The sequence below is a fragment of the Cryobacterium sp. Y50 genome (assembly GCF_002929805.1).
Taxonomy (GTDB): Bacteria; Actinomycetota; Actinomycetes; order Actinomycetales; family Microbacteriaceae; genus Cryobacterium.
The window spans coordinates 70,344-97,186 of the sequence record NZ_PJJM01000102.1; the positions used below are offsets into that span (position 1 = coordinate 70,344).

Below are 26,843 nucleotides of genomic sequence, written 5' to 3' on the forward strand. Positions count from 1 at the left end.
CGCTGAATAGCAAAGGCCGCATCCTCGTGGAGGATGCGGCCTTTCTCGTTCTGTCGGTGCTGTTACGCGTCGACGACCACGGAGGTGATGACCGGGCTGCGACGATACTTGCGGTTCATCCAGCGACTCACGGACTGGGTGAACAGGTCTTCGAGCTCGGCGCCGTCGACGATCTTGATGCGGTTCGCGGCCTTCATGGCCTCGTCAATGACCTTGGTAGCGCCCTTGACCCACTCGTCGTCGTGCACGAATCCGCGCGCCAGGAACTCGACGGGCTCGGAGAGCGTGCCGGTCTTGGCGTTGAGGATTCCGAGGATGGTGATGGTGCCGTCTTCGGCGAGCTTGCGACGGTCTTCCATCGCGGCAGTGGATGCCCCGCCCACGGTCATACCGTCGACGAAGATGTAGTCGGCGACAACCCGGCCGGTGACCTTGGCGTGACCGTCGATGAGGTCGACGACGACGCCATCTTCGACGACAATGACGTTCTCTTCGGGGACACCGGTCGCGATGGCGAGGTCAGCATTGGCCGTGAGGTGGCGCCATTCGCCGTGGATCGGCATGACGTTGACCGGCTTGACGATGTTATAGCAGTAGACGAGCTCGCCGGCACTGGCGTGACCGGAGACGTGTACCTTGGCGTTGCCCTTGTGCACGACGTTGGCACCCCAGCGGATCAGGCCGTTGATGACGCGGTAGATGGAGTTTTCGTTGCCGGGGATCAGCGAGCTCGCGAGCAGCACTGTGTCGCCTTCGCCGATCTTGATGACGTGCTCGCGGTTGGCCATGCGCGAGAGCGCGGCCATCGGCTCACCCTGCGAACCGGTGCAGATGAGAACGACCTTGTCGTCCTTCATGCGCTCGAGTGCCTTCATGTCCACGAGGAGGCCCTTGGGAATGTTGAGGTAGCCGAGCTCACTCGCGATGCCCATATTGCGCACCATGGAGCGACCGACGAAGGCCACCTTGCGGTTGTGCTTGACGGCAGCGTCGATGACCTGCTGGATGCGGTGCACGTGGCTCGCGAAACTCGACACGATGATGCGGCGCGGGGAGGTGCGGAACACGGTGTCGATCGCCGGTCCGATGTCTTTCTCGGCGGTGGTGAATCCGGGAACCTCGGCGTTGGTCGAGTCCGTCATGAACAGGTCGACGCCCTCTTCGGCCAGGCGCGCGAAGGCGCCGAGGTCGGTGAGGCGCTTGTCGAGCGGGAACTGATCCATCTTGAAGTCGCCGGTGGCGAGCACGAGGCCAGCTTCGGTGCGGATGGCGATGGCCAGGCCGTCGGGGATGGAGTGGTTCACGGCGATGAATTCGAGGTCGAACTGGCCGATGGTGCGGCGCTCGCCCTCTTTCACCTCGATGAAGTTCTGGCTGAGGCGGTGTTCCTGCAGCTTGGCAGCGAGGAAGGCCAGGGTGAGCTTGGAGCCGACGACGGGAATGTCGCCGCGTTCCTTGAGCAGGTACGGCACTGCGCCGATGTGGTCTTCGTGGCCGTGGGTGAGCACGATGGCCTCTATGTCCTGCAGGCGGTCGCGGATGGCGGTGAAGTCGGGCAGGATGACGTTGATGCCGGGCTGGTTGTCCTCGGGGAAGAGAACGCCGCAGTCAACGATGAGCAGCTTTCCCTTGTGTTCGAAGACGGTCATGTTGCGGCCGATCTCGCCGAGGCCTCCGAGCGGGATGATGCGCATGCCGCGGGCCGGCAGTGCCGGCGGAGTGCTCAGGTCGAGGTAGTGGTTATTCATGAATCTCATTTCGTTGTCTGCGGTACTGCATGTCCAGGTGTGGGGGGGGACCGAGCTCAGGCATACGGGAAGCGCAGCGATTATGCTCCGGGGGCTTCAGCGCGCATACGCGTACCTCGTGTCGCAGCTGGCGGGCAAGCAAAATACCGGCCAGATACGCTCCTAGTCTACCGACGCATCCTCGCTCGGAGTTTCGGGCACACGAAAGGGGGCCCCGCGCTCGGCGGAGTCCCCTTTTGTGTGTCACCGACCTTGGCGGTCGGTCTGGCTATCGACTACACGGCGTGACCCGTGCCGACACATAGCAACCGGCTTCAAGCTGTAGCGCGGTGCCGCTGACGTAGCCGGTGGCGGTGATCGCGCGTCGAACGTCTTGAGTGACGTACTCGTTGGCCGTGGTGGTGCGCTCAGTGCGCTTCGAAACGTAGGAATTCATGCTGCTCCTGGTGCAATCTATAAACGGATACCGATGGCTGGCCAGAGCAGACAGCGTCGCTCGAGGCGAAAGCCTGATTCGAGTGAAACTGGGGATGGTGGCCCGGTCGGCGGGAAGAATGCGCTGCGCCGCGCGGGCTGAGAAATCCGGATCCTCTAATGGACCGCCATGATTTCTGAACTCATATGATAGTACGTGAACGGGTCGGCCTATAGGGGCGGCGCACAATTTACACAGGGATTGTGCAGCCAGCTCAGATGCGGCATCGATAAAGTTCTCTAATGACCTCTTCTGCGCTGTACGACATCCCCCTCACCCTCATCGACGGATCAGAAACCACATTCGGCGCTTACGCCGGCAAGACGGTTCTTGTCGTCAACGTGGCCTCGAAGTGCGGGTTCACCCCGCAGTATGCCGGTCTGGAAGCGCTGTACCGGCGCTACGCCGACGAGGGGTTAGTGGTGCTCGGCCTACCCAGCAACCAGTTCATGAGCCAGGAACCCGGCACCGAAGAGGACATCGCTCAATTCTGCGGCATGACCTACGGGGTGACCTTTCCGATGACGGCCAAGGTCGATGTGCGGGGAAAGCAGCAGCATCCGCTCTACGCGGAGCTGACGAAGTTCAAGCACGGACTCATGCCCGGCCTGATCAAGTGGAACTTCGAGAAGTTTCTGGTGACCTCGACTGGCGAAATCGTGGACCGCTTCGCCTCGTCAGTGGAGCCGGAGTCGACCGTAATCGTCGACGCGATCGAAAAGGTTCTGGCCGCCAAAGCCGCCTGATCCGCATGGGCCCAGGACCCTAAGGTGGGCCCGGCGAGCAGACGCCCCGGCGCGGGGCGTCAGCGGGCGGCTCGGCGCAGCACGGCCTCGGCGTGACGCAGTACCGGGCCGTCAATCATGCGGCCCTCGTGCTGGAAGACGCCGCGCACACTGGCTGCCGCCTCAAGCAGCCCGAGGGCGTAATCGACCTCGGCGGCGGTCGGCTGGTACGCCGACCGGATGACCTCGACCTGGCTGGGGTGGATGCACGCGGTAGCGGTGAAGCCGCTCGCGACTGCATCCACTGCCTCGTCACTGAGCCCCACCGTGTCGGTGATGTCGAGGTGCACGGTGTCGATCGCGGCTTTGTCGTGGGCTCGAGCAGCCAACAATACCTGGGAGCGGGCCTGGCGAGCGACGTCGCGGTAGCGGCCGTCGGGGAACCTGCTGGACGTGCCACCGAGTGACGCGACCAGGTCTTCGGCACCCCACATGAGCGCGACGACGTTTCGTGCCGCGGCAATCTCGGATGCAGAGATGACGCCGGCGGCGGTTTCGCAAAGCGCGATCACTCGAAATGCATCGAGCAACTCGACCTGGCCGAAACTGACCGTCTTGGCGAGCATCACATCGCGGTATTCCGTGCGCTCCAGCGCGGCCAGGTCGAGCGCGAAGTCGGCCGTGTCGGCCGGATTGATGCGCACGATCGTGCGCATCGGGTCGAGCGGATGCTCAATCAGCGCCCGACGCGCGTCGGCCCGGGCTGCGGGAGCGACGGCGTCTTCGAGGTCGAGAATGACCGCATCGGCCCGCTCAACGGCCTTCGCGTAGCGATCGGGACGGTCGGCCGGGCAGAACAGCAGAGCGGGACCGAGGGTGAACGGGGCCGGAGTGAAGGGACTCAGTCCGGTCGGGCTGTCGTCGAAGCGGTCCGGGCCGGTCGGATACTCCTCAAACGGGTCGGGATCGAGTGGGCCACCGTCGAACGAGCCGCTCATTTTGCTGCCCCCCGGCACCAGACCAGCACTGTGCGCACAGCCGTGCCGACGATGACGCCGTCCTGGTTGCGCCCGGTATGCTCGAGCGTGATAATGCCCTGCCCCGGCCGGCTCTTCGACAGGCGTTTGTCGGTGACGATGGTCTCCGAGTACAGAGTGTCGCCATGGTGCAGCGGATGCGGAAACGCTACGGCCGAAAACCCCAGATTCGCCACGATCGTACCCTGGGTCAACTGGGCGACCGAGCTGCCGACCATGGTCGAGAGGGTGAACATGGAATTGACCAGACGTTCACCGAACGGCTGCGTTGCCGACCAGGCCGCGTCGAGGTGCAGGGACTGGGTATTCATGGTCATCGTCGTGAACAGCACGTTGTCGGCCTCGGTCACGGTGCGACCGGGGCGATGCTGGTAGAGCGCCTTCAGGTCGAACTCCTCGAAGTACAGGCCGCGCTGCTGAACCGGGTGGCGCTCCCCCGGCTGCAGTTCCTTTGTACTGGAATCGGGCATCCGCTTCTCCAATTTCTTCAGGTCAGCCGGCGAAGCCCAGGGCCCGCGAGATGACCATGAGCTGAACCTCAGTTGTGCCCTCGCCGAGCTCGAGCACCTTGGAATCACGATAGTGCCGGGCGACCGGGTTTTCGTTCAGAAAACCGTATCCGCCGAAGATCTGGGTGGCGTCGCGGGCGTTGTCCATAGCCGCTTCGCTGCCGACCATCTTGGCGATCGAGGCCTCCATCTTGAACGGCTTGCCGTTGATCATTTTCAGCGCCGCGTCATAGTAAGCGAGACGCGCGGTGTGCACGCGCGCCTGCATGCGCGCGAGTTTGAACGCGATGTGTTGGTTGGACCCGATGGCACGGCCGAAGACGTTACGGCTCCTGGCATAGCGCACCGACTCGTCGAGGCAGCCCTGCGCCGCCCCGGTGCACAGCGCGGCGAAGGCGATGCGGCCCTCATCGAGGGTCTGCACGAAGTTCGCGAATCCACGGCCACGCTCGCCGAGCAGGTTGGCCTCCGGCACACGCACGTCGTCGAAGAGCAGCGGATGGGTGTCGGAGGTGTGCCAGCCGACCTTGTCGTAGGCGGGCAGTACGGTGAAACCGGGTGCCGGGGTCGGCACCAGAATGGCGGTGAGTTCCTTCTTGATGGAACCGTCGGTGCGGGTCGATTGGCCGGTGACCGCGGTCACCGTGACCAGCCGGGTGATCTCGGTACCGGAGTTGGTGATGAACTGCTTGCTGCCGTTGATCACCCATTCACCGTTCGTGAGTTCTGCGGTGGTCTTGGTGCCGGCAGCGTCGGAGCCGGCATCCGCTTCAGTGAGGCCGAAGGCAGACAGTGCCGTGCCGCTCGCGAGCAGTGGAACCCACCGCTGCTTCTGCTCCTCGGTGCCGCGACGGTACACCGGCATGATTCCCAGGCCGACACCGGCTTCGAGAGTGACGGCGATGCTCTGGTCGACGCGAGCAAGCTGTTCGACCGCGAGGCAGAGCGAGAAGTAGTCGCTGCCCTGGCCACCGTATTCCGTCGGGAACGGCAGGCCGAAGAGACCCATCTCGCCCATCTGGGCGATGATGCCGTAGGGCAGGCTGCGCTTGGTGTCATATTCGTAGGCGGCGGGCGCGACGACGGTGTCGGCAAAGTCGCGTACTTGGTCGCTGAGGGCCTGCTGGGTGGGGCTCAGTTCGTAACTCAATGTGACGCTCCCTAGTCTGGGGTGGTGCTGGCGCCGGGTTCGGCCCTGACGGTTGCGACGATCTGGTCGAGGCGCACGAGATCGCCGGGAACGACGGTGATGGAGACAGTGCCCGGCTGCGTTGCCAAAAGTTTGTGCTCCATTTTCATGGCCTCGATCGTGGCGAGGGTCTGCCCGGCGACGACTCGGTCTCCGGTCGTGACCGGCACCGACACGACGGTGCCCGGCATCGGGGAGCGCACCTCTGGGCGCAGCTCGCCCGGTGTGCGGCCAAGGCCGCCGAGCATCTCCGCAAGTTGTTCGGCCCGGGTGGGAAGCAGGAGGTCGAACGCGACCCCGCCGTGCCCGAGGTGCAGGTGGCCGGTCGTGCGTATCAGGTCGTACAGGCGCGTCTCGCCGGCGAACTCGACCCATACCCGGTCAGCATCCACTGCCAGGAGACTGCCGCGGACGTTCCGGTGCTCGCCGACGGCAACGGATGCCGCGCGCGGCTCCCCGCGAACGCTCACGTTCACGATTCTTCCGCCGCCCACACCGAGCTGATACTGCGCGCTGCGGTGCTCGCCAAGGCGCCAGCCGCTCGGCTGCTGCCAGATGGAGGTGGTTACATCGGCACGGGCAGCATGCAGCAGCAGGGCTGCGGCTACGAGCACGTGCTCATCGGCCTGCCGAAACACCAAATGCGGCAGGGTGCGTTCGATCAGCCCGGTGTCGAGCTCGCCGGCCAGCACGGCCGGGTCGTGCAGCAACAGGCGAAGATATTCCAGATTGGTATGTACGCCGAACACGAGGGTATCGGCGAGGGCGCGGTCGAGACGGGCGATCGCCGTCGCCCGGTCGGAGCCCCAGGCCACGATCTTGGCCAGCATCGGGTCGTAAGCTCCGCCGATCTCCAGGCCGACCAGAAGGGCGCTGTCAACCCGGATACCCTCTCCGGTCGCCTCGCGCAGGGCGAGCACGGTGCCGGTCATCGGTAGAAAATCACGGTCGGGGTTCTCGGCGTAGACCCGCGCCTCGATCGCATGCCCGCTGAGGCATATATCGGCTTGTTCGAGCGTCAGCGGCTCCCCGGCGGCAATGCGCAGCTGCCAGTCGACCAGGTCGACGCCGGTGACGAGTTCCGTGACTGGGTGTTCCACCTGCAGTCGGGTGTTCATCTCCATGAAGAAGAATTCATCTGGAGCATCAGCGGCGACCAGAAATTCAACCGTGCCGGCGCCTCGATAGTCGACACTACGTGCGGCGGCACAGGCGGCCTCGCCGATGCGGGCCCGGGTGGCCGCATCGAGCAGTGGCGACGGGGCTTCTTCGATCACTTTTTGGTGGCGACGCTGCAACGAGCACTCGCGTTCACCGAGGTGGATGACGGCGCCGTAGTTATCGGCGAGCACCTGCACCTCGATATGGCGGGGGGTCGCGACGAGACGCTCCAGGAACAGGGTGTCGTCGCCGAAGGCGCTCGCTGCCACGCGACGGGCGGTCTGCAGAGCGTCGGCGAGCTGCTCGGCGCTCTCGACAACCTGCATACCCTTGCCGCCGCCGCCGGCAGACGGTTTGATCAGCAGCGGATAGCCCACCTCAACGGCAGCCTCGATGAGCTGCTCATCGCTGAGTCCGGGGCGGGCGATTCCAGGAATGATCGGCACTCCGAACCCGGCGACGTGGTTCTTGGAACGGATCTTGTCGCCCATCACGGCCAGGGCGTTGACGCTTGGCCCGATAAAGATGATTTTGGCATCGGCGCAGGCCTGCGCGAAGGCCTGATTCTCGCTCAGGAACCCGTAACCGGGGTGAATGGCTTCGGCGCCGGTCTGCACCGCGGCGGCGAGAACGCGCTCGATGCTGAGGTAGCTCTGGGCCGGGGCTGCGGGGCCGATCCGCACCGCGGCATCCGCTAATTGAACATGCCGGGCACCGCGGTCGGCGTCGCTGTAGACCGCAATCGAGCGGATGCCCCGCTCGCGCAGGGTGCGAATGATGCGGCACGCAATCTCGCCGCGATTGGCGACGAGCACGGTATCGAAGGGGGTATTCATCGGGTCACATCCGAAACAGGCCGAAGGCGGGGTCGGGCAGCGGCACGGCGGAGCAGACTCCGAGCGCCAGTCCGAGCACGGTGCGCGTGTCGGCCGGGTCGATGACGCCGTCGTCCCAGAGTCGGGCGGTCGAGTAGTAGGGGCTGCCCTGTTGTTCATACTGCTCGGCGATCGGCTTCTTGAAGGTAGCTTCGTCCGCCGCCGACCACTCATCGCCGCGACCCTCGATCTGTTCGCGTTTGACAGTCGCGAGCACCGCGGCGGCTTGCGGGCCGCCCATCACTGACACGCGGCTGCCCGGCCACATCCAGAGGAAGCGGGGCGAGTAGGCCCGGCCGCACATGGAATAGTTGCCGGCGCCGAAGGAGCCACCGATGACGACCGTGAGCTTGGGCACCCGGGTGGTGGCGACGGCGGTGACCATTTTGGCGCCGTGTTTGGCAATGCCACCGGCCTCGGCGTCCTTGCCGACCATGAACCCGGAGATATTCTGCAGAAAAAGCAGTGGAATGCCGCGCTGGTCGCACAGTTCGATGAAGTGGGCCCCCTTGAGAGCGGAGTCGGCGAACAGAATGCCGTTGTTGGCGACGATGCCCACCGGGTGGCCGTGCAGATGGGCGAATCCGGTGATGAGGGTCGTGCCGAACTCCTTCTTGAATTCGTGGAATTCACTCGCGTCGACGAGCCGGGCCACGACCTCGCGCACGTCGTAGGGTTGCTGCACGTCGACCGGCACTACGCCGTACAGCTCGTCGGTTGATACGGCCGGCTCACGCACCGGCAGCACCGGCCAGGCCGACCCGGCCGGCAGCGGCAGAGTTGAAACGATGTCGCGCACGATCTGCAGGGCGTGCTCGTCGTTCTCGGCGAGGTGGTCGGTGACGCCGGAGACGCGCGAGTGTAGGTCGCCGCCGCCGAGTTCTTCGGCCGAGACGATCTCACCGATCGCCGCTTTGACGAGCGGCGGGCCGCCGAGAAAGATGGTGCCCTGATTTCGAACGATCACGGTTTCGTCGCTCATCGCCGGAACGTAGGCGCCGCCGGCCGTACAGGAGCCAAGCACCGCAGCAATCTGCGAAATTCGGGCCGCGGACATCCGTGCTTGGTTGTAGAAGATGCGACCGAAGTGTTCGCGGTCGGGAAAGACTTCGTCTTGCAGGGGCAGAAACGCGCCGCCGGAATCGACGAGATAAATGCACGGCAGCCGGTTTTCGGCGGCGATCTCCTGGGCGCGTAGGTGTTTCTTGACCGTGAGCGGATAGTAGGTTCCGCCCTTGACGGTGGCGTCGTTGCAGATCACGAGCACGGGTCGGCCGTGGACGAGGCCGATTCCGGCGATGAGGCCGGCACCGGGACTGTCGTCGTTGTAGAGGCCGCTGGCGGCCAGCGGTGCAATTTCGAGAAAGGGGCTGCCGTCATCGAGCAGGCGGTCAACGCGGTCCCGCGGCAGGAGCTTGCCACGGGCGACGTGCCGCTGGCGGGATGTCTCGGGACCGCCGAGCGCAGCCGCGGCCAGCCTCGAGCGAAGGTCGGCGACGAGGGCGCGTTGTCCAGTGTCGTTGGCGAGAAAGTCCGGAGCGGTGTGGTCGAGTTCACTGGTGAGTACGTGCATCGCCGGCTGCGTCTCCTTCGACTGGGTGCCAATCACAGTTAATGTTCGGTAACTCAAATCAGGCTAGCTAGTGTTAACTGAAATGTCCAGCACACAGAGAACCACACGCAGCCAGGCCAAGGCCGACCGGCGCTCCGCCCTGCTCCGTGCGGCGGCCTCCTTGTTCGCGCGCTCAGGCTTCAACGGGGTCTCGATCGAAGATCTCGGCGCGGCCGTCGGGGTGAGCGGACCCGCCGTCTACCGGCATTTCAGCGGCAAGCAAGCCGTGCTCGCCGCTCTCCTCATCGACGTGAGCGAGGACCTCGTGGCAGGTGGCAGGGCCGTCGTGGCTGAGACAACGGATGCCGCGGCCGCGCTGAGCGACCTCGTGCGCTTTCACGTCGACTTCGCTCTGTCGAACCCTGAGGTGATCCGGGTGCAGGACCGCGACCTCGACAGCCTCGCCGAGTCCGACCGCCACCGCGTGCGCCTGCTGCAACGCGAGTACGTGGAACTTTGGGTGGAGGTGTTGCACCGGGTGCATCCCACGGTCGATGAGACGCTGCTGCGCATTCGCTCCCACGCGACCTTCGGCCTGCTGAATTCGACGCCGCACAGCGCCGTCGTCGCTCCGCGCACCGATGTGCGGAGGGTGCTGACCGAAATGGCACTCGCTGCACTGGTCCCGGTTGACCAGCGATGACCTGAACGGAGCCCTCCTCGTTCCACACTGTGCGATCAGCGTCCGCTGACTCCGCGCCTCACCGTCGTTATGGGTAGATCCCAGTTCAGCCACAGGTTTCGAGAGGTCGATGAGGACTGGCCCTTCTACAAGCAGAGACCGAGCGACGAGGAGTATTTCACCGACAAGAGCGGTCGTGGGTTGCGGTTGTGGGTGGCGGCACTGAGCAGCCAGCCAGTATCAGCAGCACCAACGGTCTCGTCGCGGCGGATCGCCAGTGTCGCATATGGGCGTCCTAATCGACACCGGTAGAACTGTTTGGCAGACCCTGCTGGCGCGCTTGTGGGCCTGCATTTCTACCACCCCATGCAGTAGCCACCTCCGCGTGACGGAAGCTGCACTGCACGCTCGAATCAAAAGGCGGCGGTGCAGACGCAGAGCTCGTTGCCCTCGACGTCGGCGAGGACCCACCAGTCGGGTGCGTGTTCGTCGGTGAGCAGTACGCCGCCGCACAAGAGCATGGCCGCGACCCGACCTTCGGCATCGTCGCTCGGAACGTAGACGTCCAAGTGGATGCGGTTACGGTCGGTGCGGGCGATTTCCATGTGCTGAAACCAGACCTTGGGGGCGAGACCACGCGGGTCGACCAGCTCGATACCGTCGTCGCCGGCGACCTCGGTGTAGCCGAGACCGACCCGCCAGAATGGGCGCACGGCATCCGCGTCTGCGCAGTCGATTGCGATGTCGTAGCGGGCTGGCTGCTGGTGGCGAGCGGTCGCACCAAGGCTGTCGGCGATCTGCTGCACCCGCGCGGCGAGCGCGACGTCGCGAGCGGTGACTCCTCCAACATCGTGCGAAGTGAGAATGAGCGAGACGGTGCCGTAGCCGAGGCGCAGGTCGGGGTGGTGGTTCATCTGCTCCGCCACTTCGCCAACGCGGTTGACCAGTTCGAGGGCTGAGGCGAAGTTCTTGGTGCGGAAAGAGGCGTGCAGGCACCCGTCGAGGTGCACAAAAGCGGTGTCGGCCAACTGCTTCTTCGTCGTGAAGGGGGCGAGGAGTGCTCCGTGAGCGTTCATGCTTCCACTGTCCTCCGCTGCCGCGCCCCGGTCAACCGCCCGTCTGGTGCATAACTCCTGAAATCTGCTGAATTAGAAATTAGGTACCCCGGAATTCCGCGGAACTTTTCGGTCAGTCATACAAGATGCAGGAGTTATGCGCAGCGAGCTGGGTGAGGTCGACGAGTGCCGGGGATGGTTGCAGAAATGCCGGCCCACCGCGTGGCTAATTCAGGAAAACCGTCGGATAACCACCCGAGAATCGCGCTTGAGGCCCTCACTTCGACCTGATTTCCTGAATTGGCCACGACGCGCAGGCGTGAGCGCGGATCAGCCCGGGCTAGATCATGGTCAGAACCCGGGCCGGGTCGGCGAGGATGGTGCCGATGTCGGCGAGAAAGCGGGAGCCCTGCTCGCCATCGACCAGACGATGATCGAAGGACAGGCTGAGCGTGAGCACCTTGCGCAATGCAATCTGGCCGCGATACTCCCACGGTCGCGAACGGATGGCGCCCATCGCGAGGATCGCCGCCTCCCCCGGGTTCAAAATGGGCGTGCCGGCATCGATACCGAACACCCCGATGTTCGTGACCGTGATCGTGCCGCCGGACAGTGCCGCCGGGGCGGTCGTGCCGGCCCGGGCTGCCGTCGTGAGTTCGGCGAGCGCCGCGGCGAGGCCTTGCAGGTCGAGTCGGTCGGCGTCGACGATGTTCGGCACCACCAGGCCACGCGGGGTGGCCGCAGCGATGCCGAGGTTCACGTAGTGGAACTGCACGATTTCGCCGGCCGACTCATCCCACCGGGTGTTCACCGCGGGCGTGCGGCCAACGGCGATGCAGAGCGCCTTGGCCACCACGGTCAGGATTCCAATGCCGGCATCGGCAAAGCCCCGGTCGGCACGCAGGGAATCGAGCAGCTCCACGGTCGGCGTAACGTCGATGGTGAGGAATTCGGTCACGTGCGGTGCCGTGAACGCGCTCTGCACCATGGCCTTTGCCGTGAGCTTACGCAGACTCTTGATCGGCGCGCGGGTCTCCCGCGGGAACGCTTCTGGCCCGGATCGGTCGGGCGTCGTTACGGGCAGACCGGTCGCCGGCACCGACTTGGTGATGTGGGCGCGCACGTCATCTCTGGTGATCAGGCCGTCGCGCCCGGTTCCGGTGACCGTGGTGAGATCTATGCCGAGGTCGCGGGCCAGGGCGCGCACCGGCGGCGTCGAGCGCGGCCGGTCTGCACCGGATGTTACTGCGGGCTGGTCGACGGACGTCACCTGGTCGGTGACGGCAGAGGTCCCGGCGTCTGGCGCTGCCCGGCCGACGGAAGCAGCAGTGTCGCCAACGGCCTGACCGCCAGCGGAACCATCTTCTGCAGGATCATCAACGGCGAGCCCGCTGGCTAAGACCGCCGCTCCGCCACCCGGTCGGGCTCGGCGCTGCGGGTGGCCGCCGCGCTCGACGGCGGGTCCATAGCCGACCAGGTTGGCCTCGCGTTTCTCAGCTTGAGCGGGGGCCGCAGCATCCGTTGCACCGGCATCGGGGGTGTCGGCATCCGTTGCACCGGCATCGGGGGTGTCGGCATCGCCAACCACGTCAAAGCTGACGATCGGCTCGCCGACGTGCACGACCACACCAGCCGGACGGTGCAGCTCGCTCACCACACCGGCGAACGGGCTCGGCAATTCGACCACGGCCTTGGCCGTTTCGACGTCGGCGATGTGCTGATTGAGCGCGACCTCATCGCCCGGCGCGACCAGCCAGGCTACGATCTCGCTCTCGGTAAGCCCCTCACCGAGGTCGGGCAGCTTGAACACCTTGATCATCGTCGCCCCATCACGCGGTCGACGCCGTCGAGAATACGGTCCAGGTCGGGCAGGTGGTGGCTTTCGAGCTTGGCCGGCGGGTATGGCACGTCGAAGCCGGTCACCCGCACCGGGGCGGATTCCAGGTAGCTGAAGCAGCGTTCGGTGACGGTCGCGATGATCTCGCCGCCGAGTCCGCCCGACTGCGCCGCCTCGTGGGTCACGACCAGACGCCCGGTCTTACGAACGGATGCCTCCACCACCGCATAATCCACCGGGGACAGCGACCGTAGGTCGATGACCTCGATCGAAACGCCTTCATCGCCCGCGGCGAGCGCCGCATCCTTCGCGGTCGACACGAGCGCGCCATAGGTGAGGAGCGTGACATCCGTTCCCGGAGTGACGATGACGGCCTGCTCCATTGGAGCGCCGAGCTCTGGCAGGACCTCACCCTTCACGTGGTAGCGGCGCTTGGGCTCGAAGTAGAGCACCGGGTCGTCGCTCGCGATGGCCTGCCGAATGAGGCTGTAGGCATCCTGCGCGTTGGAGACAGCGATCACCCGCAGGCCGGAGGTGTGAGCGAAGTAGGCCTCCGGCGATTCGGAGTGGTGCTCGGCCGCGCCGATACCGCCGCCGAACGGCACCCGAATGGTGATCGGCATGCGCACAGCCCCCTGGGTACGGTAGTGGAATTTCGCGACCTGGCTGACGATCTGGTCGAAGCCTGGAAAGATAAAACCGTCGAACTGAATCTCACAAACCGGGCGGTAACCGCGGTAGGCGAGACCGACCGCGGTGCCGATGATCGCCGATTCGGCGAGCGGCGTGTCGATGACGCGGCGGACGCCGAACTGTGCCTGTAGGTCGCTCGTAACGCGGAAGACGCCGCCGAGGGCTCCGATATCTTCGCCGAGCAGCACGACCTTGGGGTCGTCGAGCATCGCCTGTCGTAGGCCCTCATTGATGGCCTTGCCGAGGGTGAGGGTCTTCGTCTCTCTCAACGGGGTCGGCGCCGGTTCGGTGTAAGCCGGCACAGTGAGGCCCGGAACGGTGGACACGGTTGCGGGGGTCATCAGGGTAGTCATGGTCATCGCCCTTCTCCAGGCTGAGAGCCGAAGCTCGTGAGGTAGCCGGCATAATCGGTGCGTTGGCGCTCCAGGGTCGCGTTCGGGGTGGTGTATACGTGGTCGAACACGCTCAGCGGTTCCGGGTCGGCCAGACCGATGCAGCCAGCGCGTAGTTCGGCGGCTACGGCATCGGCAATGGCCTGGGTCTCGGCTTCGACCTCGGGGGTGATTACCTCAAGCCGTTCCAGCAGCCGGTGCAGCCGCAGCAGCGGATCACGGGTCTTCCACTCAGCAAGTTCGGCTGGGTCTCGGTAGCGGCTGGGGTCATCCGCTGTGGTGTGCGGTCCCATACGGTAGGTGACCGCTTCGATGAAGGTAGGGCCGCCACCGGTGCGGGCCCGGTCGAGAGCGATGCGGGTCGCTGCCATGACCGCGAGCACGTCATTACCGTCGATGCGCAGGCTCGGAATACCGAAGCCCGGCGCTCGATCAGCGATCTGGCGGTGCGCCTGCAGCCCCACCGGTTCGGAGATGGCCCAGTGGTTGTTCTGGCAGAAGAAGACCACCGGAGCCTGGAAGCTTGCCGCGAACACCATGGCCTCGTTCACGTCGCCCTCACTCGTGGCACCATCGCCGAAGTAGGTGATGGCGACGGAATCGACCTCATCCCGCTGCACGCCGAGCGCCCACCCTGTGGCGTGCAGGGTCTGCGCGCCGATGATGATCGCCGGGGTCGCCATATTGACCGTGTACGGATCCCAGCCGGACTGGGCGTTGCCACGCCAGACCTTGACGATGTCGGTCAGGTTGACTCCGCGGCAGTAGGCGACGGCGTTCTCGCGGTAGCTCGGAAAGATAAAGTCATCGTCACGCAGGGCACGGGCGGAGCCGACCTGGGCGGCCTCCTGGCCGAGCAGTGGCGGCCACAGTCCGAGTTCACCCTGTCGTTGCAGCGCGGTCGCCTCGGTGTCGATCCGGCGCACCACGACCATGTCGCGGTACAGGGCCAGCAGTGCCAGCCCGTCGAGATCATCGACCCAAGGGTCTAAGTCAGGCCGGGGCATCCGCTCGCCGTCAAGCGAGAGAAGTTGCACCGGTTGAGGGGAGAAATCGATCATGGTTCGCTCCGAGCGTCGTTGCTAAAGTTGGCCTGAGCCTATGTCGACCCCACAGAGAGCACAACCACCGGCGAAAAAAGTGAGCAGAGTGCCCTATTCAGACTTGCCGGACCGTGTTAAAATTTTGCACTATGTACAGCCTTGACAAAACCGACACTCAGCTCCTGCAAGCCCTCTCGGCCGACCCGCGCAGCACCTTCGTCGCCCTCGCCGACACCCTGAGGCTGTCGCGCAATACCGTGCAGGCCCGCATGAAACGTTTGGAAGATTCGGGCGCTTTTCTAGCCTTCGACCGCCGCATCAATCCGGCCGCTCTCGGCTACCCACTGACCGCGTTCATCGAGGTACATGTGCAGCAGAAGCGCCTCGCTCAAATCGTGATCGATCTTGCCAAAATTCCTGAAATCGTGCAAGCGCACGGCATGAGCGGGCAGGCCGATCTGCTCGTACGCGTGGTCTGCACGGATGCCGCCGATCTGTTTCGGATCGATGGCACGATCCTCGCCTGTGATGGGGTCGAGCGCACCGAGACCTCGCTCGCGATGGGCGAGGTCATCCCCTATCGACTCACCCCACTGCTCGACCGACACGCCTGAGCACGGTTTGATCTATTTGCTAAATTCTTCATATAGATATATAAAGAAGTAATGAAGTTAATTGCGCTGGTAGTCTTTCACCTAACCAGACGCGCCGCAGAATCCGTCGCCTGCCCTTCACCCTTCGACTTCGCGCTCCCCATAGAAGGCTCCAGCTTCGTGAACATGCATGCATACCAGGGGCTCCGATGAGCTTTCTTCGATTGGCCACCCTCATTCGCCACGGCGGACGCATCGCCGAACCGGCACCGACCGCCCCGCCCCTGTTTCCCGGAGCCGAAGTCTTCGGTGGCAGCGTGCAGGTGCGCTACATCAACGCCGGCGGCTGCAATGACTGTGCGCTGGAAGTTTCTGCCGCGTTCGGCCCGGTCTATGACGTGGAACGCTACGGCGCCCGTCTGGTGCCTTCACCGCGGCACGCTGACGTGCTGCTCATCGTCGGCAGCGTCACCCGCAATATGGCCGAGCCGTTGCGCCGCACGATCGAGGCCACCCCCACCCCCCGATTTGTCATCGCGGTCGGCGACTGCGCCATCCACGGTGGCGCCTTCCGCGACGGCTACGGTATTGTGGGGCCGGTTTCTGATTTCGTGCACGTCGATATCGAAGTGCCGGGCAGTCCGCCGGAACCGACCGAGATCGTGCAGGCCCTACGCCGGATGACCGGCCGATGACCGGTATCGGAGCGGGGCTTCTGCTGCAACTGGGCCTCGGCGCGCTGGCCGTGGTGACCGCCCTCCTGGCCGCACCGTCTCTGCGGTCGCGAGCCGGCGGCATCCTCTGCACCCTAATCGCCGTGACCGGCTTTATCACCGGTCTCGCCGCGATGCTCGGCGCGACCGGAGGCCTGCTCATTCCCGTGGCCCTGCCGATGGACCCGCTACTGCTGGCCCCCGACCGCCTCGGCGGCCTGTTCATGCTCATCGTGTCGGGTGTCGGCATTCTTGTCTCGATCTACTCGATGAGCTCCACCAGCGGGCCGGACGCGAGCCGCACCGCTTGGGTCGCCATGCCGGTGTTCCTCGTGGGTATGCAGCTGGTGCCGGCCGCGACCGACTCGGTGTCGTTCCTGCTCGCCTGGGAGATCATGACCCTCGGTTCCACGGTACTGCTGCTGGCCGATCACGCCAGCCGCGCCTCGGTCGCCTCAGCCGGCATCTGGTACTCAGCTATGTCGCAGTTGAGCTTCTTCTTCATCCTCGCCGGATTCGCCGTGCTCGCCGCCGCCTCCGGAGGCACCAGCTTCAGCAACCTGCAGGCCATCGAACCCGGCTCCGCGGCAGCAAACGTTGCCTTCGTGCTGCTTCTGCTCGGCTTCGGCGGCAAGGCCGAGCTCGTACCGTTGCACGTCTGGGTTCCCCGGGTGCTTCCAGAAGCCCCGAGCCACGTCTCGGCCGCGATGAGCGGCGCCATGGTCAAGATCGGCGTCTATGGCGGCCTGCTGGTCTGCGTTCGGCTCCTGCCAGACGGCCCGGCCTGGTGGGGCATCGCGATCATGCTGGTCGGCGGGGCGTCAGCGCTCTACGGCATTCTGCAGGCCTCCGTTTCGAGCGACCTCAAGGTGCTGCTCGCCTACTCCACCACCGAAAACATGGGCCTGGTCTTTCTCGGCCTCGGCGCGAGTATGCTGCTGCGCGGCTACGACGCGACGGCGGCAGCGGATGCCGCGCTCGTCGCTGCTCTGCTTCTCGCGGTCAGTCACGCCGCGTTCAAGTCCACGCTGTTCCTCGGTGCTGGCGCCATCATTCATGCCACCGGCGAACGCAACCTCGACCGGCTCGGCGGGCTCGGCGCCCGCATGCCCGTTACCGCTGTCGCCTTCGGCATCGCCAGCCTCGGCGCCGCCGCCATCCCGATCACAAGCGGTTTCGTCGCCGAGTGGATGCTGCTGCAGTCGCTCATTCACGGCGGTCGCCAGGGTGGGGCGGTCGTCTCGATCGCAGCATCCGTTGCCATGCCGATCGCCGTCGCGGTGATCGCCCTGACCGCGGGACTGGCCCTGCTGACCTTCGTCAAGGCCTACGGCATCGCCTTCCTCGCTCGCCCACGCAGTGTAGAGGCAGCGGATGCCCGCGAAGTGCCGTCGCTGATGCGTATTTCACTCGCCCTCGGCGCCCTGTCCGTGCTCGCCCTCGGACTGTTACCCGGACCGATCGCCGCGCTCGTGGCCACCACGGTCAGCTCGGACCCGACGGCCGCGGTGCAAACGGTCGGCCTCGGCGGCGTCTCGCTGCCGGGCATCGGCGCTGTGCTCGACCCGATCATGCTCGTCGTGCTGTCGGCCCTCGTCGCGATCCCGGTGATCGTCGCGATCATCGTCTCGGCCCGTCGGCATCCGCATCGCACCGTCGACCTGCCCTGGGGCGGCGGCGGCTCCAGGGCTCGGCCGCGCATGCAGTACACCGCGACCTCGTATGCCGAGCCGCTGGTTCGAGTCTTCGACGACGTGCTCAAGCCCTCGCGAGACGTACAGGTCACCCACGTGGCTGAGTCCCGTTACCTAGTGGAACACGTGCGGGTCGAACAAACCGTCTCCGACGTGATTGAAACCCGACTGTATCGGCCGGTGCTCAACCTGTTCCAGCGCTACGGCAAAGCCGCTCGCCACGTCGCCAACGGCAGCATTCACCGCTACCTCACCTATTCCTTCGTCGCCCTACTGATCGTCCTGATTGTGGTCTCCCTGTGAACGATATGAGCGCCATCATCATCGCCCTCGTGCAGGTTGTCCTGTTCGTGTTCCTTGCACCACTGCTAATGGGTGTGATCCGGCAGGTGCGAGCCACGATCGAGGGCCGCGCCGGCGCCGGAATCTGGCAGCCCTGGCGGGACCTGCGCAAGTTGCTCGCGAAGAACCCGGTGCGCGGCACCGACAGCAGCTGGATGCTGCGCGTCGGTCCGGTCGCCCTGGTCGTGTCGAGCCTGCTGCTCTGCGTGCTGCTGCCGCTGGTGGGAACCATTCCGTTCGCGCTGATTCCCAGCGACCTGTTCGTCATCGTCTCCATCATGCTGATCGGCGTCGTCGCCCTCGCCCTCGTCGGCCTCGACGGCGGTACCGCCTTCGGCGGCATGGGGTCCAGCCGACACATGACGGTCGCCGCGCTGGTTGAGCCAACCCTGCTGCTCTCGGTCTACGCGTTCTCGATTCCGGCCGGAACCAGCACCCTGTCGGTCATCGTTGAAACCCGACTGCTCTCCCCCGAGCTGATCATCTCGCCGGTCAGCGTGCTGGCCCTCGTCGCGCTGTCGATCGCCATCATGGCCGAGACCGCCCGACTACCCATCGATAACCCCGGCACCCACCTTGAGGTGACCATGCTGCACGAGGCGATGACGCTCGAAGCGAGCGGACGCGACCTCGCCTGGCTCGAAGTCGGCTCCTGGCTGAAGCTGGCCGCCCTGCTCGGCCTGGTCAGCAACCTGATCGTGCCGTGGGGCATCGTCACCGATTTCAGTACCCTGGGCCTCCTAATTGGCGTCGTCTCGATCGCCGTGAAGGTGCTGGTGCTGGGGGTGCTGCTCAGCGTCGGCGAGATCTTTCTCGCCAAGGTACGACTGTTCCAGGTGCCCGAGCTGCTCGCTGGCTCCTTCGCCCTCGCCTTCCTGGCCGTTACCGCCTCTTATCTGGTCGCCTGAGGAGCATCCGTCGTGTTTGAAACTTTCTTTCCCCAACTGATCGGCCTGTGCACCGGAGCCCTGCTGCTGACCAGCGCGCTCATGGTCTGGCGACACTCCCTACTGGCGTCCATCCGTCTGCTCGCGCTGCAGGGCGTGGCCCTGGCCGCGCTTGTGGCCGTGATCGGCATCGCCGAGGGCGAATCCGAACTGGGGCTGGTGTCTCTGCTCATTCTCTCGGTCAAGGGCATCGGCCTGCCCTGGGTGCTCGCGTACCAGTCCAAGGCGTCGATCAAACAGATTCAGGAATCGACCCGACTCAACCCCACGGCCGCTCTGCTCGCCGTCACACTCTTGAGCATCCTCAGCTACGTCGTCGTCAGCCGAGTCTTCGGATTAGGCGACAGCAGCACGGGGCACGCCGCTCCGATCGGGCTCGCCATGGTACTGATCGGCTTTCTGCTGTTGATCAGCCGCCGCCGGGCCCGCTCGCAGCTGATCGGCTTTCTGGTGCTCGACAACGGCATCGCCACCACGACGTTCCTCACCAGCGGCGGTGTGCCGATTCTGCTCGAGTTCGCGGTCTCCCTCGACGTTTTGCTGGTCGTGCTGATTCTGCACGTGTTCACCGGCCGCATGCGCACCAAGTTCGGCGGCACGGCCGTCGATCAGCTCAGAGAGTTGCACGATTGATGTCATTTGTTCTGTGGATTCCCCTGGTCGGCCCGCTCGTCTTCGCAGCCCTGAGCCTGCTGCTGCGCGGCTCATCTCTGCGACGCTTCGTCGGCGTCGCAGCGTCGAGCGCCGTGCTGGTCTCCGGTCTGTTCCTGATCAGCGCCGTCCTGAACGGCGATATCCCCGAAGGCGGCGGCGGAATACTGCGTGCCGACGCCCTCTCGGCCTACATGCTCAGTGTCGTCGGAGCGGTCGGGCTCATCTCCACCTGGGGCGGCCTCAGCAGTGCCGCGTCCAGCCGCACCAAGAACGCCGCCGGCTACGAGGCACTCATCGCCCTGTTCCTGGCCGCGATGTCCCTCGCCGTGCTCGCCGACAGCATCGGCCTGATGTGGGCCGCCGTCGAGGCCACGACCATTGCCACCGCCTTTTTGGTCGGCCACCACCGCACCCGTCGTTCGCTCGAAGCCGCCTGGAAATACGTCATTCTCGGCTCGGTCGGTGTAGCCATCGCGCTGCTCGGGATCGTGCTGATCTACGCCGCCTCGGTCGGCACCGATACCCCGACGCTCTCCTGGATACTCCTCAGCCAGTCCACGCGAGGCCTCGACCCGGCACTCATCACGGCCGGCGGCGCCCTCGCCGTGCTCGGATTCGCTACCAAATCCGGCCTGGCCCCGATGCACAGCTGGCTGCCGGATGCCCACAGCCAGGCCCCAGCTCCGGTTTCCGGCCTCATGTCCGGCGTGCTGCTCTCGGTTGCGCTCTACGCCATCCTGCGCATCCAGTCGATCACCAACCTCGTGATCGGCCCGGAGTTTCTGCGCACCATGCTCAGCATCGCTGGCCTGCTCTCCCTGCTCGTTGCCGCATCCCTGCTCATTCGGCAACGCGATTACAAGCGGATGCTGGCCTACTCCAGCATCGAACACATGGGCCTCATGGCAATCGGTGTGGCCATCGGCCCAGCTGCCCTCCCGTCGGTGTTGCTCTACATTCTCGGCCATGGCCTGATCAAGGCGACCCTGTTCGTCCTCTCCGGACGGATCCTGAAGATCGAGGGCACCCCGGTGATCGCCGATGTGCGGGCCCTGCTGGTGCGACGACCCGGGCTCGCCATCCCGTGGCTGATCGCCATGGCGGCCATCGTAGGCTTTCCCCCGTTCAGCATCTTCTTCTCCGAGGTCGGCATCATCATGGCCGGCTGGTCGGTGGGACTTGGCGGAGTCGTCGGCGCTGCCCTCGTGCTGCTGCTCGTCATCTTCGCCGCCTTCACCCGTCTGACCGTGCAGATGACCATCGGCGCTCCCGCGACCACGGTGCCCCCGAGCCCGCAAGCCTTCACCCCGGACTATTCCACCCATGGGCCGATTTTGCCCATCATTCTGGCCCTGGCGACCACAGCGACGATCGCCTTCGTGGCCGAGCCGGTCGGCACTCTGTTGCTGCAGGCCACAGCCGTTCTGGGAGGTACCAACTGATGCGCGATGAGCGGACCCCTGAAGACCACGCCGCCGACGAGTTAGCCTCAGGCCGCTCCACCGAACGCGGACTGGCCGCCGGCGACGGTGCCGAGCTACGTCACCTCGACCGTTCGAGGCTGGCCACGGCAGCCGGTGCCTTGTTGGATGCCGGCAGCCGTCTGGCCTTGATCGCGTGTCACGAAGACAACGACCAGTTTCGCATCGTATATTCCTTTGTCGGAGCCGACCCCTCACTGCGCGCTGACCTGTCAGTGAGCGTGCCCCGCACGGACGCCTGGATTCCCAGCCTCGCCGAACTGTCATTTTCGGCCGGCAACTTCGAGCGGGAGATTCGCGATCTGTACGGTGTCGAGCCAAGGGATCACCCGCAGCCTCACCGCCTGGTGCGCCACGGCCACTGGCCGCGCGGCTGGTATCCGATGCTCAAGGCCAACTCGGTCGTACCCGAGTTCGAGCCCGACGTGGAATCCTTCCCGTTTGTCCCGGTCGAAGGTCCCGGGGTCTATGAGATCGCCGTCGGACCGATTCACGCCGGGATCATCGAGCCCGGACACTTTCGCTTCTCGGTCGTCGGCGAGACGATCGTGCGCATGGAAGCCCGTCAGTGGTACCTGCACCGCGGAGTCGAGAAGGTCTTCGAGGGCAAGAGCGCCGCCGAGGGCGTGCTGCTCGCCGAGCAAATCAGCGGGGACACTGCCGTCGGCCATTCCCTCGCATTCGTCATGGCTGTCGAGCAGGCCGCTGGCATCGAGGTTTCCGAACCCGACCGGCTATTGCGCGCCCTGCTCTTGGAGCTTGAGCGGCTGTACAACCACGTCACAGACCTGGGCTCGCTCGCCAACGATGTGGGCTTTGGCATCATTGACGCGCGGGCTCAGGGCCTGCGTGAGCAACTCATGCGTATCAACAAGTCAGTCACCGGGCATCGTCTGCTCCGCAGCGCCCTCAGCGTCGGTGGCACCAGGGTCAACGCCCTGCCGAGCTCCGACGATCTGGCGGATATTGCCGCAGCCATGGCCGAACTAGCCGAGATCACGCTCGGCCACGCCATCGTGCGTGGCCGCTTCACCGGCACGGCCCGCCTTTCCCGCGCCCATGCGACCACGCTTGGCACGCTCGGCTATGTCGCCCGAGCTTCCGGCATCGACACCGATGCCCGCCTTGACCATCCGTTCGTCAATCTCGGCGAGGTCTTTCACGTCGTGACCGAGGACGGCGGCGACGTGCTCGCTCGCTACACCGTGCGCGCTCGGGAGGTCGAGGTGTCGACCGCTATCCTGCTCGACCTGCTCAAGCGACTGCAGGGGCGCACGGGCACCGCGCACAGCCTGAACCCGACCTCGGCCGGCACCGGGCTGGCTCTGGTCGAGGCGTGGCGGGGTACGGTAACGCACAGGGTCGAACTCGCCGCCGACGGCACGCTCGCCCGGGTCAAGATCGTCGACCCGTCGTTCCTGAACTGGCCCGCTGTGCCGCAGGCCCTGTCGGAAACAATCGTTCCCGACTTTCCACTCGCGAACAAGAGTTTCAACCTCTCCTACGCCGGCAACGACCTGTAGGCCGCGTCGCGTGAGCTGACCGCGGCGGGCGCGTCTTACTCCTGTTCGAGGTGGCGCAGGAGTGCGTGCGAGTCGGTGAGGCTGGCCAGCACCATGCGCTTGGCCGCGGTCAGCAGCTCCACCGCACCCTGATCGCGCAGGGCATAGAAAATGGAGTTGCCCTCGCGCCGGGTCACTACTACGCCGGCCCGCCGTAACACACCGAGCTGCTGGGACAGGTTGGACAGCTCGCAGCCGAGGGCTTCGGCGAGTGACCCCACCGAACGTTCGCCGGCGACGAGCTGTTCCAAAACCTGCACCCGCAGCGGATGCCCGAGCGCCTTGAACAGGTCGGACTTCAATTGGGCGGCGGGCAAACCAGAGGACAACACAGGTTTAGTATATCGCTACCTAATGATTCTTTCAACTAGATACCCGTCGCTGAATGCTTAACGCTGAATCGGCGCTAACGGACACGCAGCACCCCGTCATGCACGAGGGCGCGAGTGTAACCAAAGCTGTTGCCGAGCGCGTTCGGGTGAAAGTTGGCCGGCGCGTACGGGTTCAGCGGATCAAATGCGAAGTACGGAACCCGCGACCCAACGCCGTGTGCGGCAAATTCCTGCGATGCATCAACAAAGCGGACGCGCGGCGTCGCCATCGCCGCGACGGATCCGACGATAACGGTGTTTAGCGCGTCGGTGGCCCCGTTGAGCATATCGCCCAGCGGGGAGAATCCCGGCTTGAACTGCCGCGGATAGCTGAGCACCACGATCTTCGCCTGCGGCAACGTCGCCGCCACGAGACCGTAGGTGCCCACGAGCTTGGGGGCGAGAACGTTCAGCTGGGCGACACTGTTTTGGATGGTACCGAGGCAGATCGTACTGACCGGGTCGGGCGCACACGCCGCCAAAACGATGTTGGAGCCGGCGTCGATGCCTCCGACGGTCAACGTGACCAGAGCAGTTTCCTTGCTGACCCCGACGAGCTGAGCGGGAACATCCGCTGTGCTGGCCCCGGAACATGCTTTATTCGACACGCGTTTGAAGGGACTGACCAGGTTCGCAAAAATCGGGTAGCTGGCCTGCTTGGAACGCAGGCACGGAGTACCGTCGAGCACGTACGGCGGGGCGCCCTGACCAGACGTGAACGAATCGCCGAGCGCGACGTAACGGGTTGCAGGGGCCTTGACGGCTGGGCCGGCAACCACGGCCGGCCTGGTCGGCGAGGTGTGTGCGAGCGCCGGGGCGCTCACCGCGCCAGTCAGCAGGGCCGCTGTGAGCACAGCGACGGCACTGAGGCGCGGCAGGAATCGTGAAACCAAGCGTTGTTTTGTCATGCGACGAACGTAGACCCCGACATCAGACTCGGCAAGGCGCGTAAATGATCCCCTTCTGCAGCACGCCACAAGGCGGACGCGAGAAGACCCGCACTGCAAGCAGTGCGGGTCTTCCGTCTACCCGACCGACCTGGCGAGAGGTGATCGGGAGATCTGTGGGAGCAAGGTTTTCAGCTAGTACTAGACCTCGGCCGAAGCCTCGGGGCCGGCCGATGACGCGTCGCGGCCCTCGGTATCGGCAGCCTCATCGAGCACCGGAGCGAGCGACAGCTTGCCGCGGTCATCGATCTTCGTGATTTCCACGAGAACCTTCTGGCCGACGCCGAGCACGTCTTCGACGTTCTCAACGCGCTTGCCACCGGCAAGTTTACGCACCTCGGAGATGTGCAGCAGCCCATCCTTGCCCGGGAGCAGCGAAACGAAGGCACCGAACGCGGCGATCTTGACGACGGTTCCGAGGAACTGCTCGCCAACCTCCGGATTGGTCGGGTTCGCGATGGCGTTGACCTGCGCGCGAGCGGCCTCAGCCGACGGTCCGTCAACGGCGCCAATGTACACGGTGCCGTCTTCCTCGATCGAGATGTCAGCACCGGTGGTGTCCTGGATCGAGTTGATCGTCTTGCCCTTCGGGCCGATCAGCTCGCCGATCTTGTCGACCGGGATCTGCACGCTGATGACGCGCGGCGCGGTGGGCGCCATCTCGTCTGGGGCGTCGATCGCGGCGTTCAGCACGGAGAGAATCGTGGTTCGGGCATCCTTCGCCTGCGTCAGCGCGCCAGCCAAAACCGAAGCGGGGATACCGTCGAGCTTGGTGTCGAGCTGGATCGCGGTGATGAATTCGCTCGTACCGGCAACCTTAAAGTCCATGTCGCCGAGAGCGTCTTCGGCACCGAGGATGTCAGTCAGAGCCGCATAACGGGTCTGACCGTCAACGGTGTCGCTGATCAGGCCCATGGCAATGCCAGCGACCGGGGCGCGCAACGGCACCCCGGCGTTCAGTAGCGAGAGAGTCGAAGCGCAGACGGAACCCATCGACGTGGATCCGTTGGAGCTAAGCGCCTCGGAGACCTGACGGATGGCGTAGGGGAACTCCTCACGCGTCGGCAGCACGGGAACCAGGGCACGCTCAGCGAGCGCTCCGTGGCCGATCTCGCGACGCTTCGGCGTTCCGACCCGGCCGGTTTCACCGGTCGAGTAGGGCGGGAAGTTGTAGTTGTGCATGTAACGCTTTTTGGTGACCGGGTTCAGGGAGTCGATCGACTGCTCAAGCTTGAGCATGTTCAGGGTAGTGACACCCAAGATCTGGGTTTCGCCGCGCTGGAAGATGGCCGAACCGTGTACACGCGGGATGACCGCAACCTCGGCGTCGAGCGGACGGATGTCTGCCAGCCCACGACCGTCGATGCGGATGCCCTCGTTGAGTACGCGTGAGCGCACGACAAGCTTGGTGACCGACTTGTAGGCCGCGTTGACCTGGTTGTTGGCGCTCGCATCGAGCTCGCCGGCTTCGACCTGGGCCGCGACGGCAGTCTTGACGGATGCCTTGAGCGCGTCGTCAGCGTTCTGACGTTCGACCTTGTCGGCGATCGTGTAGACCGTCTTGAGCTGGTCGTAGGACAGCGCGGCGACAGCGTCGTAGGTGGCGCTCTGGTACGGCGGGAACAGGGCGAAGTCGGCGGTCGGCTTGGCGGCGGCATCCGCTACCTGCCGCTGCGCGAAGACCAGCTGCTTGATGAACGGCTTGGAAGCCTCGATGCCCTGGGCAACGACGGCTTCGTTTGGCGCGATGGCGCCGCCCTTGATCAGGTTCCACGCGACGTCAGTGGCTTCGGCCTCGATCATCATGATCGCGACGTCCTGCACTCCGGCTGCATCCGTGACCACGCGGCCGGCGACGACCATGCTAAAGACAGCGTCGTCGAGCTGCGAGTGCTTCGGGAAGGCAACCCACTGGCCGCCACCGTTCTCGTCAGGGATGAGGGCGACGCGAACGCCACCGATCGGTCCGGAGAACGGCAGGCCGGCGAGCTGGGTCGACATGGAAGCCGCGTTGATCGCGAGCACGTCGTACAGTTCGTCGGGTTCGATGGCCAGAACGGTGATGACAACCTGGATCTCGTTGCGGAGACCGTCGACGAACGACGGGCGCAACGGCCGGTCGATCAGACGGCAGGTGAGGATCGCGTCGGTCGAGGGACGACCTTCGCGGCGGAAGAAGCTGCCCGGGATGCGGCCGGCAGCGTACATACGCTCTTCAACGTCGATGGTGAGCGGGAAGAAGTCGAAGTTATCCTTCGGCTGCTTGCTGACGCTCGTGGCGGAGAGCAGCATCGTCTCTTCGTCGATGTAAGCGGCGGCAGATCCCTGTGCCTGCTGAGCGAGGCGCCCGGTTTCAAAACGGATGGTGCGCTTGCCGTACTTGCCGTTATCGATAACGGTCTCGACGAACGTGATTTCTGGACCCTCCATGTGGGGGTTTTCTCCTTTAAGTTTGCTTCTCGCCATGCTGGCGATGAAGGCTCGCATGCCCGTATGACAGGCGAGTTGGGCAGCGTGCAATGTCAGCGAGCAGTGTCAGGCAGCGTATTTGCTGGCCACCAGAGGA

General features: G+C 65.0%; 23 protein-coding genes. 9 read left to right on the plus strand and 14 right to left on the minus strand.

Annotated features, from left to right (window positions below; all coding sequences use genetic code 11):
- Positions 1-62 precede the first annotated feature (62 nt).
- Together CXY73_RS17550 and CXY73_RS22100 are read right to left on the minus strand one after the other, a co-directional pair.
- Complete coding sequence (locus tag CXY73_RS17550) at positions 63-1,748, minus strand: ribonuclease J (protein WP_104139621.1); 1,686 nt, start codon at positions 1,746-1,748, stop codon at positions 63-65.
- A gap of 268 nt (positions 1,749-2,016) precedes the next feature.
- Positions 2,017-2,184, minus strand: a complete 168-nt coding sequence (locus tag CXY73_RS22100; RefSeq protein ID WP_158254158.1) for a hypothetical protein — start codon at positions 2,182-2,184, stop codon at positions 2,017-2,019.
- Between the two features lie 281 nt (positions 2,185-2,465).
- Between CXY73_RS22100 and CXY73_RS17555 the strand changes: the two genes are divergently transcribed.
- Positions 2,466-2,969, plus strand: coding sequence for a glutathione peroxidase (locus tag CXY73_RS17555; RefSeq protein ID WP_104139624.1), 504 nt, complete (start codon positions 2,466-2,468; stop codon positions 2,967-2,969).
- A gap of 59 nt (positions 2,970-3,028) precedes the next feature.
- On the opposite strand, the gene CXY73_RS17560 is transcribed toward CXY73_RS17555, so the two are convergent.
- Genes CXY73_RS17560 through CXY73_RS17580 form a run of 5 tightly spaced genes read right to left on the minus strand, consistent with a single transcriptional unit; the run spans position 3,029 to position 9,292 of the window.
- Positions 3,029-3,946, minus strand: a complete 918-nt coding sequence (locus CXY73_RS17560) for a CoA ester lyase (RefSeq protein ID WP_104139627.1) — start codon at positions 3,944-3,946, stop codon at positions 3,029-3,031.
- A complete protein-coding gene (locus tag CXY73_RS17565; protein WP_104178470.1) occupies positions 3,943-4,455 on the minus strand; it encodes a MaoC family dehydratase in 513 nt (170 codons plus the stop codon). The genes CXY73_RS17560 and CXY73_RS17565 overlap by 4 nt, the downstream gene beginning before the upstream one ends.
- 22 nt (positions 4,456-4,477) lie before the next feature.
- Positions 4,478-5,644 (minus strand): acyl-CoA dehydrogenase family protein, encoded by a 1,167-nt coding sequence (locus tag CXY73_RS17570; protein WP_104178471.1) that lies wholly within the window; start codon positions 5,642-5,644, stop codon positions 4,478-4,480.
- An 11-nt stretch (positions 5,645-5,655) separates the two neighbouring features.
- Positions 5,656-7,680 carry a biotin carboxylase N-terminal domain-containing protein gene (locus CXY73_RS17575; RefSeq protein ID WP_104178472.1) on the minus strand — a complete coding sequence of 675 codons (2,025 nt, stop codon included), beginning with the start codon at positions 7,678-7,680 and terminating at the stop codon, positions 5,656-5,658.
- Positions 7,681-7,684: 4 nt separating this feature from the next.
- Positions 7,685-9,292: a carboxyl transferase domain-containing protein gene (locus tag CXY73_RS17580; protein ID WP_104178512.1), complete on the minus strand. Its 1,608-nt coding sequence runs from the start codon at positions 9,290-9,292 to the stop codon at positions 7,685-7,687.
- Positions 9,293-9,374: 82 nt separating this feature from the next.
- Here CXY73_RS17580 and CXY73_RS17585 point away from each other — a divergent pair, with 82 nt between their 5' ends.
- Positions 9,375-9,974: a TetR/AcrR family transcriptional regulator gene (locus CXY73_RS17585; protein ID WP_104139639.1), complete on the plus strand. Its 600-nt coding sequence runs from the start codon at positions 9,375-9,377 to the stop codon at positions 9,972-9,974.
- A 392-nt stretch (positions 9,975-10,366) separates the two neighbouring features.
- On the opposite strand, the gene CXY73_RS17590 is transcribed toward CXY73_RS17585, so the two are convergent.
- The 4 genes from CXY73_RS17590 to pdhA form a co-directional block, all read right to left on the minus strand.
- The gene (locus CXY73_RS17590) at positions 10,367-11,029 is read right to left on the minus strand and encodes a VOC family protein (protein WP_104139642.1); all 663 of its coding nucleotides are present in this window, start codon (positions 11,027-11,029) and stop codon (positions 10,367-10,369) included.
- A 319-nt stretch (positions 11,030-11,348) separates the two neighbouring features.
- A complete protein-coding gene (locus CXY73_RS17595; RefSeq protein WP_104178473.1) occupies positions 11,349-12,827 on the minus strand; it encodes a dihydrolipoamide acetyltransferase family protein in 1,479 nt (492 codons plus the stop codon).
- Entirely contained in the window at positions 12,824-13,891 is a 1,068-nt protein-coding gene (locus tag CXY73_RS17600; protein ID WP_255411399.1) for an alpha-ketoacid dehydrogenase subunit beta, read from the minus strand. Before CXY73_RS17600 ends, CXY73_RS17595 begins: the two co-directional genes overlap by 4 nt.
- A 2-nt stretch (positions 13,892-13,893) precedes the next feature.
- Positions 13,894-14,991: a pyruvate dehydrogenase (acetyl-transferring) E1 component subunit alpha gene (gene pdhA, locus CXY73_RS17605; RefSeq protein ID WP_104139647.1), complete on the minus strand. Its 1,098-nt coding sequence runs from the start codon at positions 14,989-14,991 to the stop codon at positions 13,894-13,896.
- 131 nt (positions 14,992-15,122) lie between these two features.
- Between pdhA and CXY73_RS17610 the strand changes: the two genes are divergently transcribed.
- From CXY73_RS17610 to CXY73_RS17640, 7 genes are all read left to right on the plus strand, one after another.
- Positions 15,123-15,587: an Lrp/AsnC family transcriptional regulator gene (locus CXY73_RS17610; protein ID WP_104178474.1), complete on the plus strand. Its 465-nt coding sequence runs from the start codon at positions 15,123-15,125 to the stop codon at positions 15,585-15,587.
- Positions 15,588-15,775: 188 nt separating this feature from the next.
- A complete protein-coding gene (locus tag CXY73_RS17615; protein ID WP_104139653.1) occupies positions 15,776-16,261 on the plus strand; it encodes an NADH-quinone oxidoreductase subunit B family protein in 486 nt (161 codons plus the stop codon).
- Positions 16,258-18,276: a proton-conducting transporter membrane subunit gene (locus tag CXY73_RS17620; RefSeq protein WP_104139656.1), complete on the plus strand. Its 2,019-nt coding sequence runs from the start codon at positions 16,258-16,260 to the stop codon at positions 18,274-18,276. Before CXY73_RS17615 ends, CXY73_RS17620 begins: the two co-directional genes overlap by 4 nt.
- A gap of 5 nt (positions 18,277-18,281) precedes the next feature.
- The gene (locus CXY73_RS17625) at positions 18,282-19,223 is read left to right on the plus strand and encodes a respiratory chain complex I subunit 1 family protein (protein WP_104178475.1); all 942 of its coding nucleotides are present in this window, start codon (positions 18,282-18,284) and stop codon (positions 19,221-19,223) included.
- Positions 19,224-19,235: 12 nt separating this feature from the next.
- Positions 19,236-19,895, plus strand: a complete 660-nt coding sequence (locus CXY73_RS17630) for a hypothetical protein (RefSeq protein WP_104132403.1) — start codon at positions 19,236-19,238, stop codon at positions 19,893-19,895.
- Positions 19,895-21,358 carry a proton-conducting transporter membrane subunit gene (locus CXY73_RS17635; protein WP_104178476.1) on the plus strand — a complete coding sequence of 488 codons (1,464 nt, stop codon included), beginning with the start codon at positions 19,895-19,897 and terminating at the stop codon, positions 21,356-21,358. Before CXY73_RS17630 ends, CXY73_RS17635 begins: the two co-directional genes overlap by 1 nt.
- Positions 21,358-22,920, plus strand: coding sequence for an NADH-quinone oxidoreductase subunit C (locus tag CXY73_RS17640; protein ID WP_104178477.1), 1,563 nt, complete (start codon positions 21,358-21,360; stop codon positions 22,918-22,920). Before CXY73_RS17635 ends, CXY73_RS17640 begins: the two co-directional genes overlap by 1 nt.
- A 35-nt stretch (positions 22,921-22,955) precedes the next feature.
- Here the strand turns inward: CXY73_RS17640 and CXY73_RS17645 are convergent, their stop codons facing one another.
- The 3 genes from CXY73_RS17645 to CXY73_RS17655 form a co-directional block, all read right to left on the minus strand.
- Positions 22,956-23,291: a metalloregulator ArsR/SmtB family transcription factor gene (locus tag CXY73_RS17645; RefSeq protein ID WP_199182248.1), complete on the minus strand. Its 336-nt coding sequence runs from the start codon at positions 23,289-23,291 to the stop codon at positions 22,956-22,958.
- Positions 23,292-23,365: 74 nt separating this feature from the next.
- A complete protein-coding gene (locus tag CXY73_RS17650; protein WP_104178478.1) occupies positions 23,366-24,238 on the minus strand; it encodes an SGNH/GDSL hydrolase family protein in 873 nt (290 codons plus the stop codon).
- Positions 24,239-24,418: 180 nt separating this feature from the next.
- Complete coding sequence (locus CXY73_RS17655; RefSeq protein WP_104178479.1) at positions 24,419-26,707, minus strand: polyribonucleotide nucleotidyltransferase; 2,289 nt, start codon at positions 26,705-26,707, stop codon at positions 24,419-24,421.
- Between the last annotated feature and the right edge of the window lie 136 nt (positions 26,708-26,843).

Excerpts from the sequence above, each read along its gene's own strand:
- CXY73_RS17550 (WP_104139621.1), bottom strand. The coding sequence starts at position 1,748 with ATGAATAACCACTACCTCGACCTGAGCACTCCGCCGGCACTGCCGGCC.
- CXY73_RS22100 (WP_158254158.1), bottom strand. The coding sequence starts at position 2,184 with ATGAATTCCTACGTTTCGAAGCGCACTGAGCGCACCACCACGGCCAAC.
- CXY73_RS17555 (WP_104139624.1), top strand. The coding sequence starts at position 2,466 with ATGACCTCTTCTGCGCTGTACGACATCCCCCTCACCCTCATCGACGGA.
- CXY73_RS17560 (WP_104139627.1), bottom strand. The coding sequence starts at position 3,946 with ATGAGCGGCTCGTTCGACGGTGGCCCACTCGATCCCGACCCGTTTGAG.
- CXY73_RS17565 (WP_104178470.1), bottom strand. The coding sequence starts at position 4,455 with ATGCCCGATTCCAGTACAAAGGAACTGCAGCCGGGGGAGCGCCACCCG.
- CXY73_RS17575 (WP_104178472.1), bottom strand. The coding sequence starts at position 7,680 with ATGAATACCCCCTTCGATACCGTGCTCGTCGCCAATCGCGGCGAGATT.
- CXY73_RS17580 (WP_104178512.1), bottom strand. The coding sequence starts at position 9,292 with ATGCACGTACTCACCAGTGAACTCGACCACACCGCTCCGGACTTTCTC.
- CXY73_RS17585 (WP_104139639.1), top strand. The coding sequence starts at position 9,375 with ATGTCCAGCACACAGAGAACCACACGCAGCCAGGCCAAGGCCGACCGG.
- CXY73_RS17590 (WP_104139642.1), bottom strand. The coding sequence starts at position 11,029 with ATGAACGCTCACGGAGCACTCCTCGCCCCCTTCACGACGAAGAAGCAG.
- CXY73_RS17595 (WP_104178473.1), bottom strand. The coding sequence starts at position 12,827 with ATGATCAAGGTGTTCAAGCTGCCCGACCTCGGTGAGGGGCTTACCGAG.
- CXY73_RS17600 (WP_255411399.1), bottom strand. The coding sequence starts at position 13,891 with ATGACTACCCTGATGACCCCCGCAACCGTGTCCACCGTTCCGGGCCTC.
- pdhA (WP_104139647.1), bottom strand. The coding sequence starts at position 14,991 with ATGATCGATTTCTCCCCTCAACCGGTGCAACTTCTCTCGCTTGACGGC.
- CXY73_RS17610 (WP_104178474.1), top strand. The coding sequence starts at position 15,123 with ATGTACAGCCTTGACAAAACCGACACTCAGCTCCTGCAAGCCCTCTCG.
- CXY73_RS17615 (WP_104139653.1), top strand. The coding sequence starts at position 15,776 with ATGAGCTTTCTTCGATTGGCCACCCTCATTCGCCACGGCGGACGCATC.
- CXY73_RS17620 (WP_104139656.1), top strand. The coding sequence starts at position 16,258 with ATGACCGGTATCGGAGCGGGGCTTCTGCTGCAACTGGGCCTCGGCGCG.
- CXY73_RS17625 (WP_104178475.1), top strand. The coding sequence starts at position 18,282 with ATGAGCGCCATCATCATCGCCCTCGTGCAGGTTGTCCTGTTCGTGTTC.
- CXY73_RS17635 (WP_104178476.1), top strand. The coding sequence starts at position 19,895 with ATGTCATTTGTTCTGTGGATTCCCCTGGTCGGCCCGCTCGTCTTCGCA.
- CXY73_RS17640 (WP_104178477.1), top strand. The coding sequence starts at position 21,358 with ATGCGCGATGAGCGGACCCCTGAAGACCACGCCGCCGACGAGTTAGCC.
- CXY73_RS17650 (WP_104178478.1), bottom strand. The coding sequence starts at position 24,238 with ATGACAAAACAACGCTTGGTTTCACGATTCCTGCCGCGCCTCAGTGCC.
- CXY73_RS17655 (WP_104178479.1), bottom strand. The coding sequence starts at position 26,707 with ATGGAGGGTCCAGAAATCACGTTCGTCGAGACCGTTATCGATAACGGC.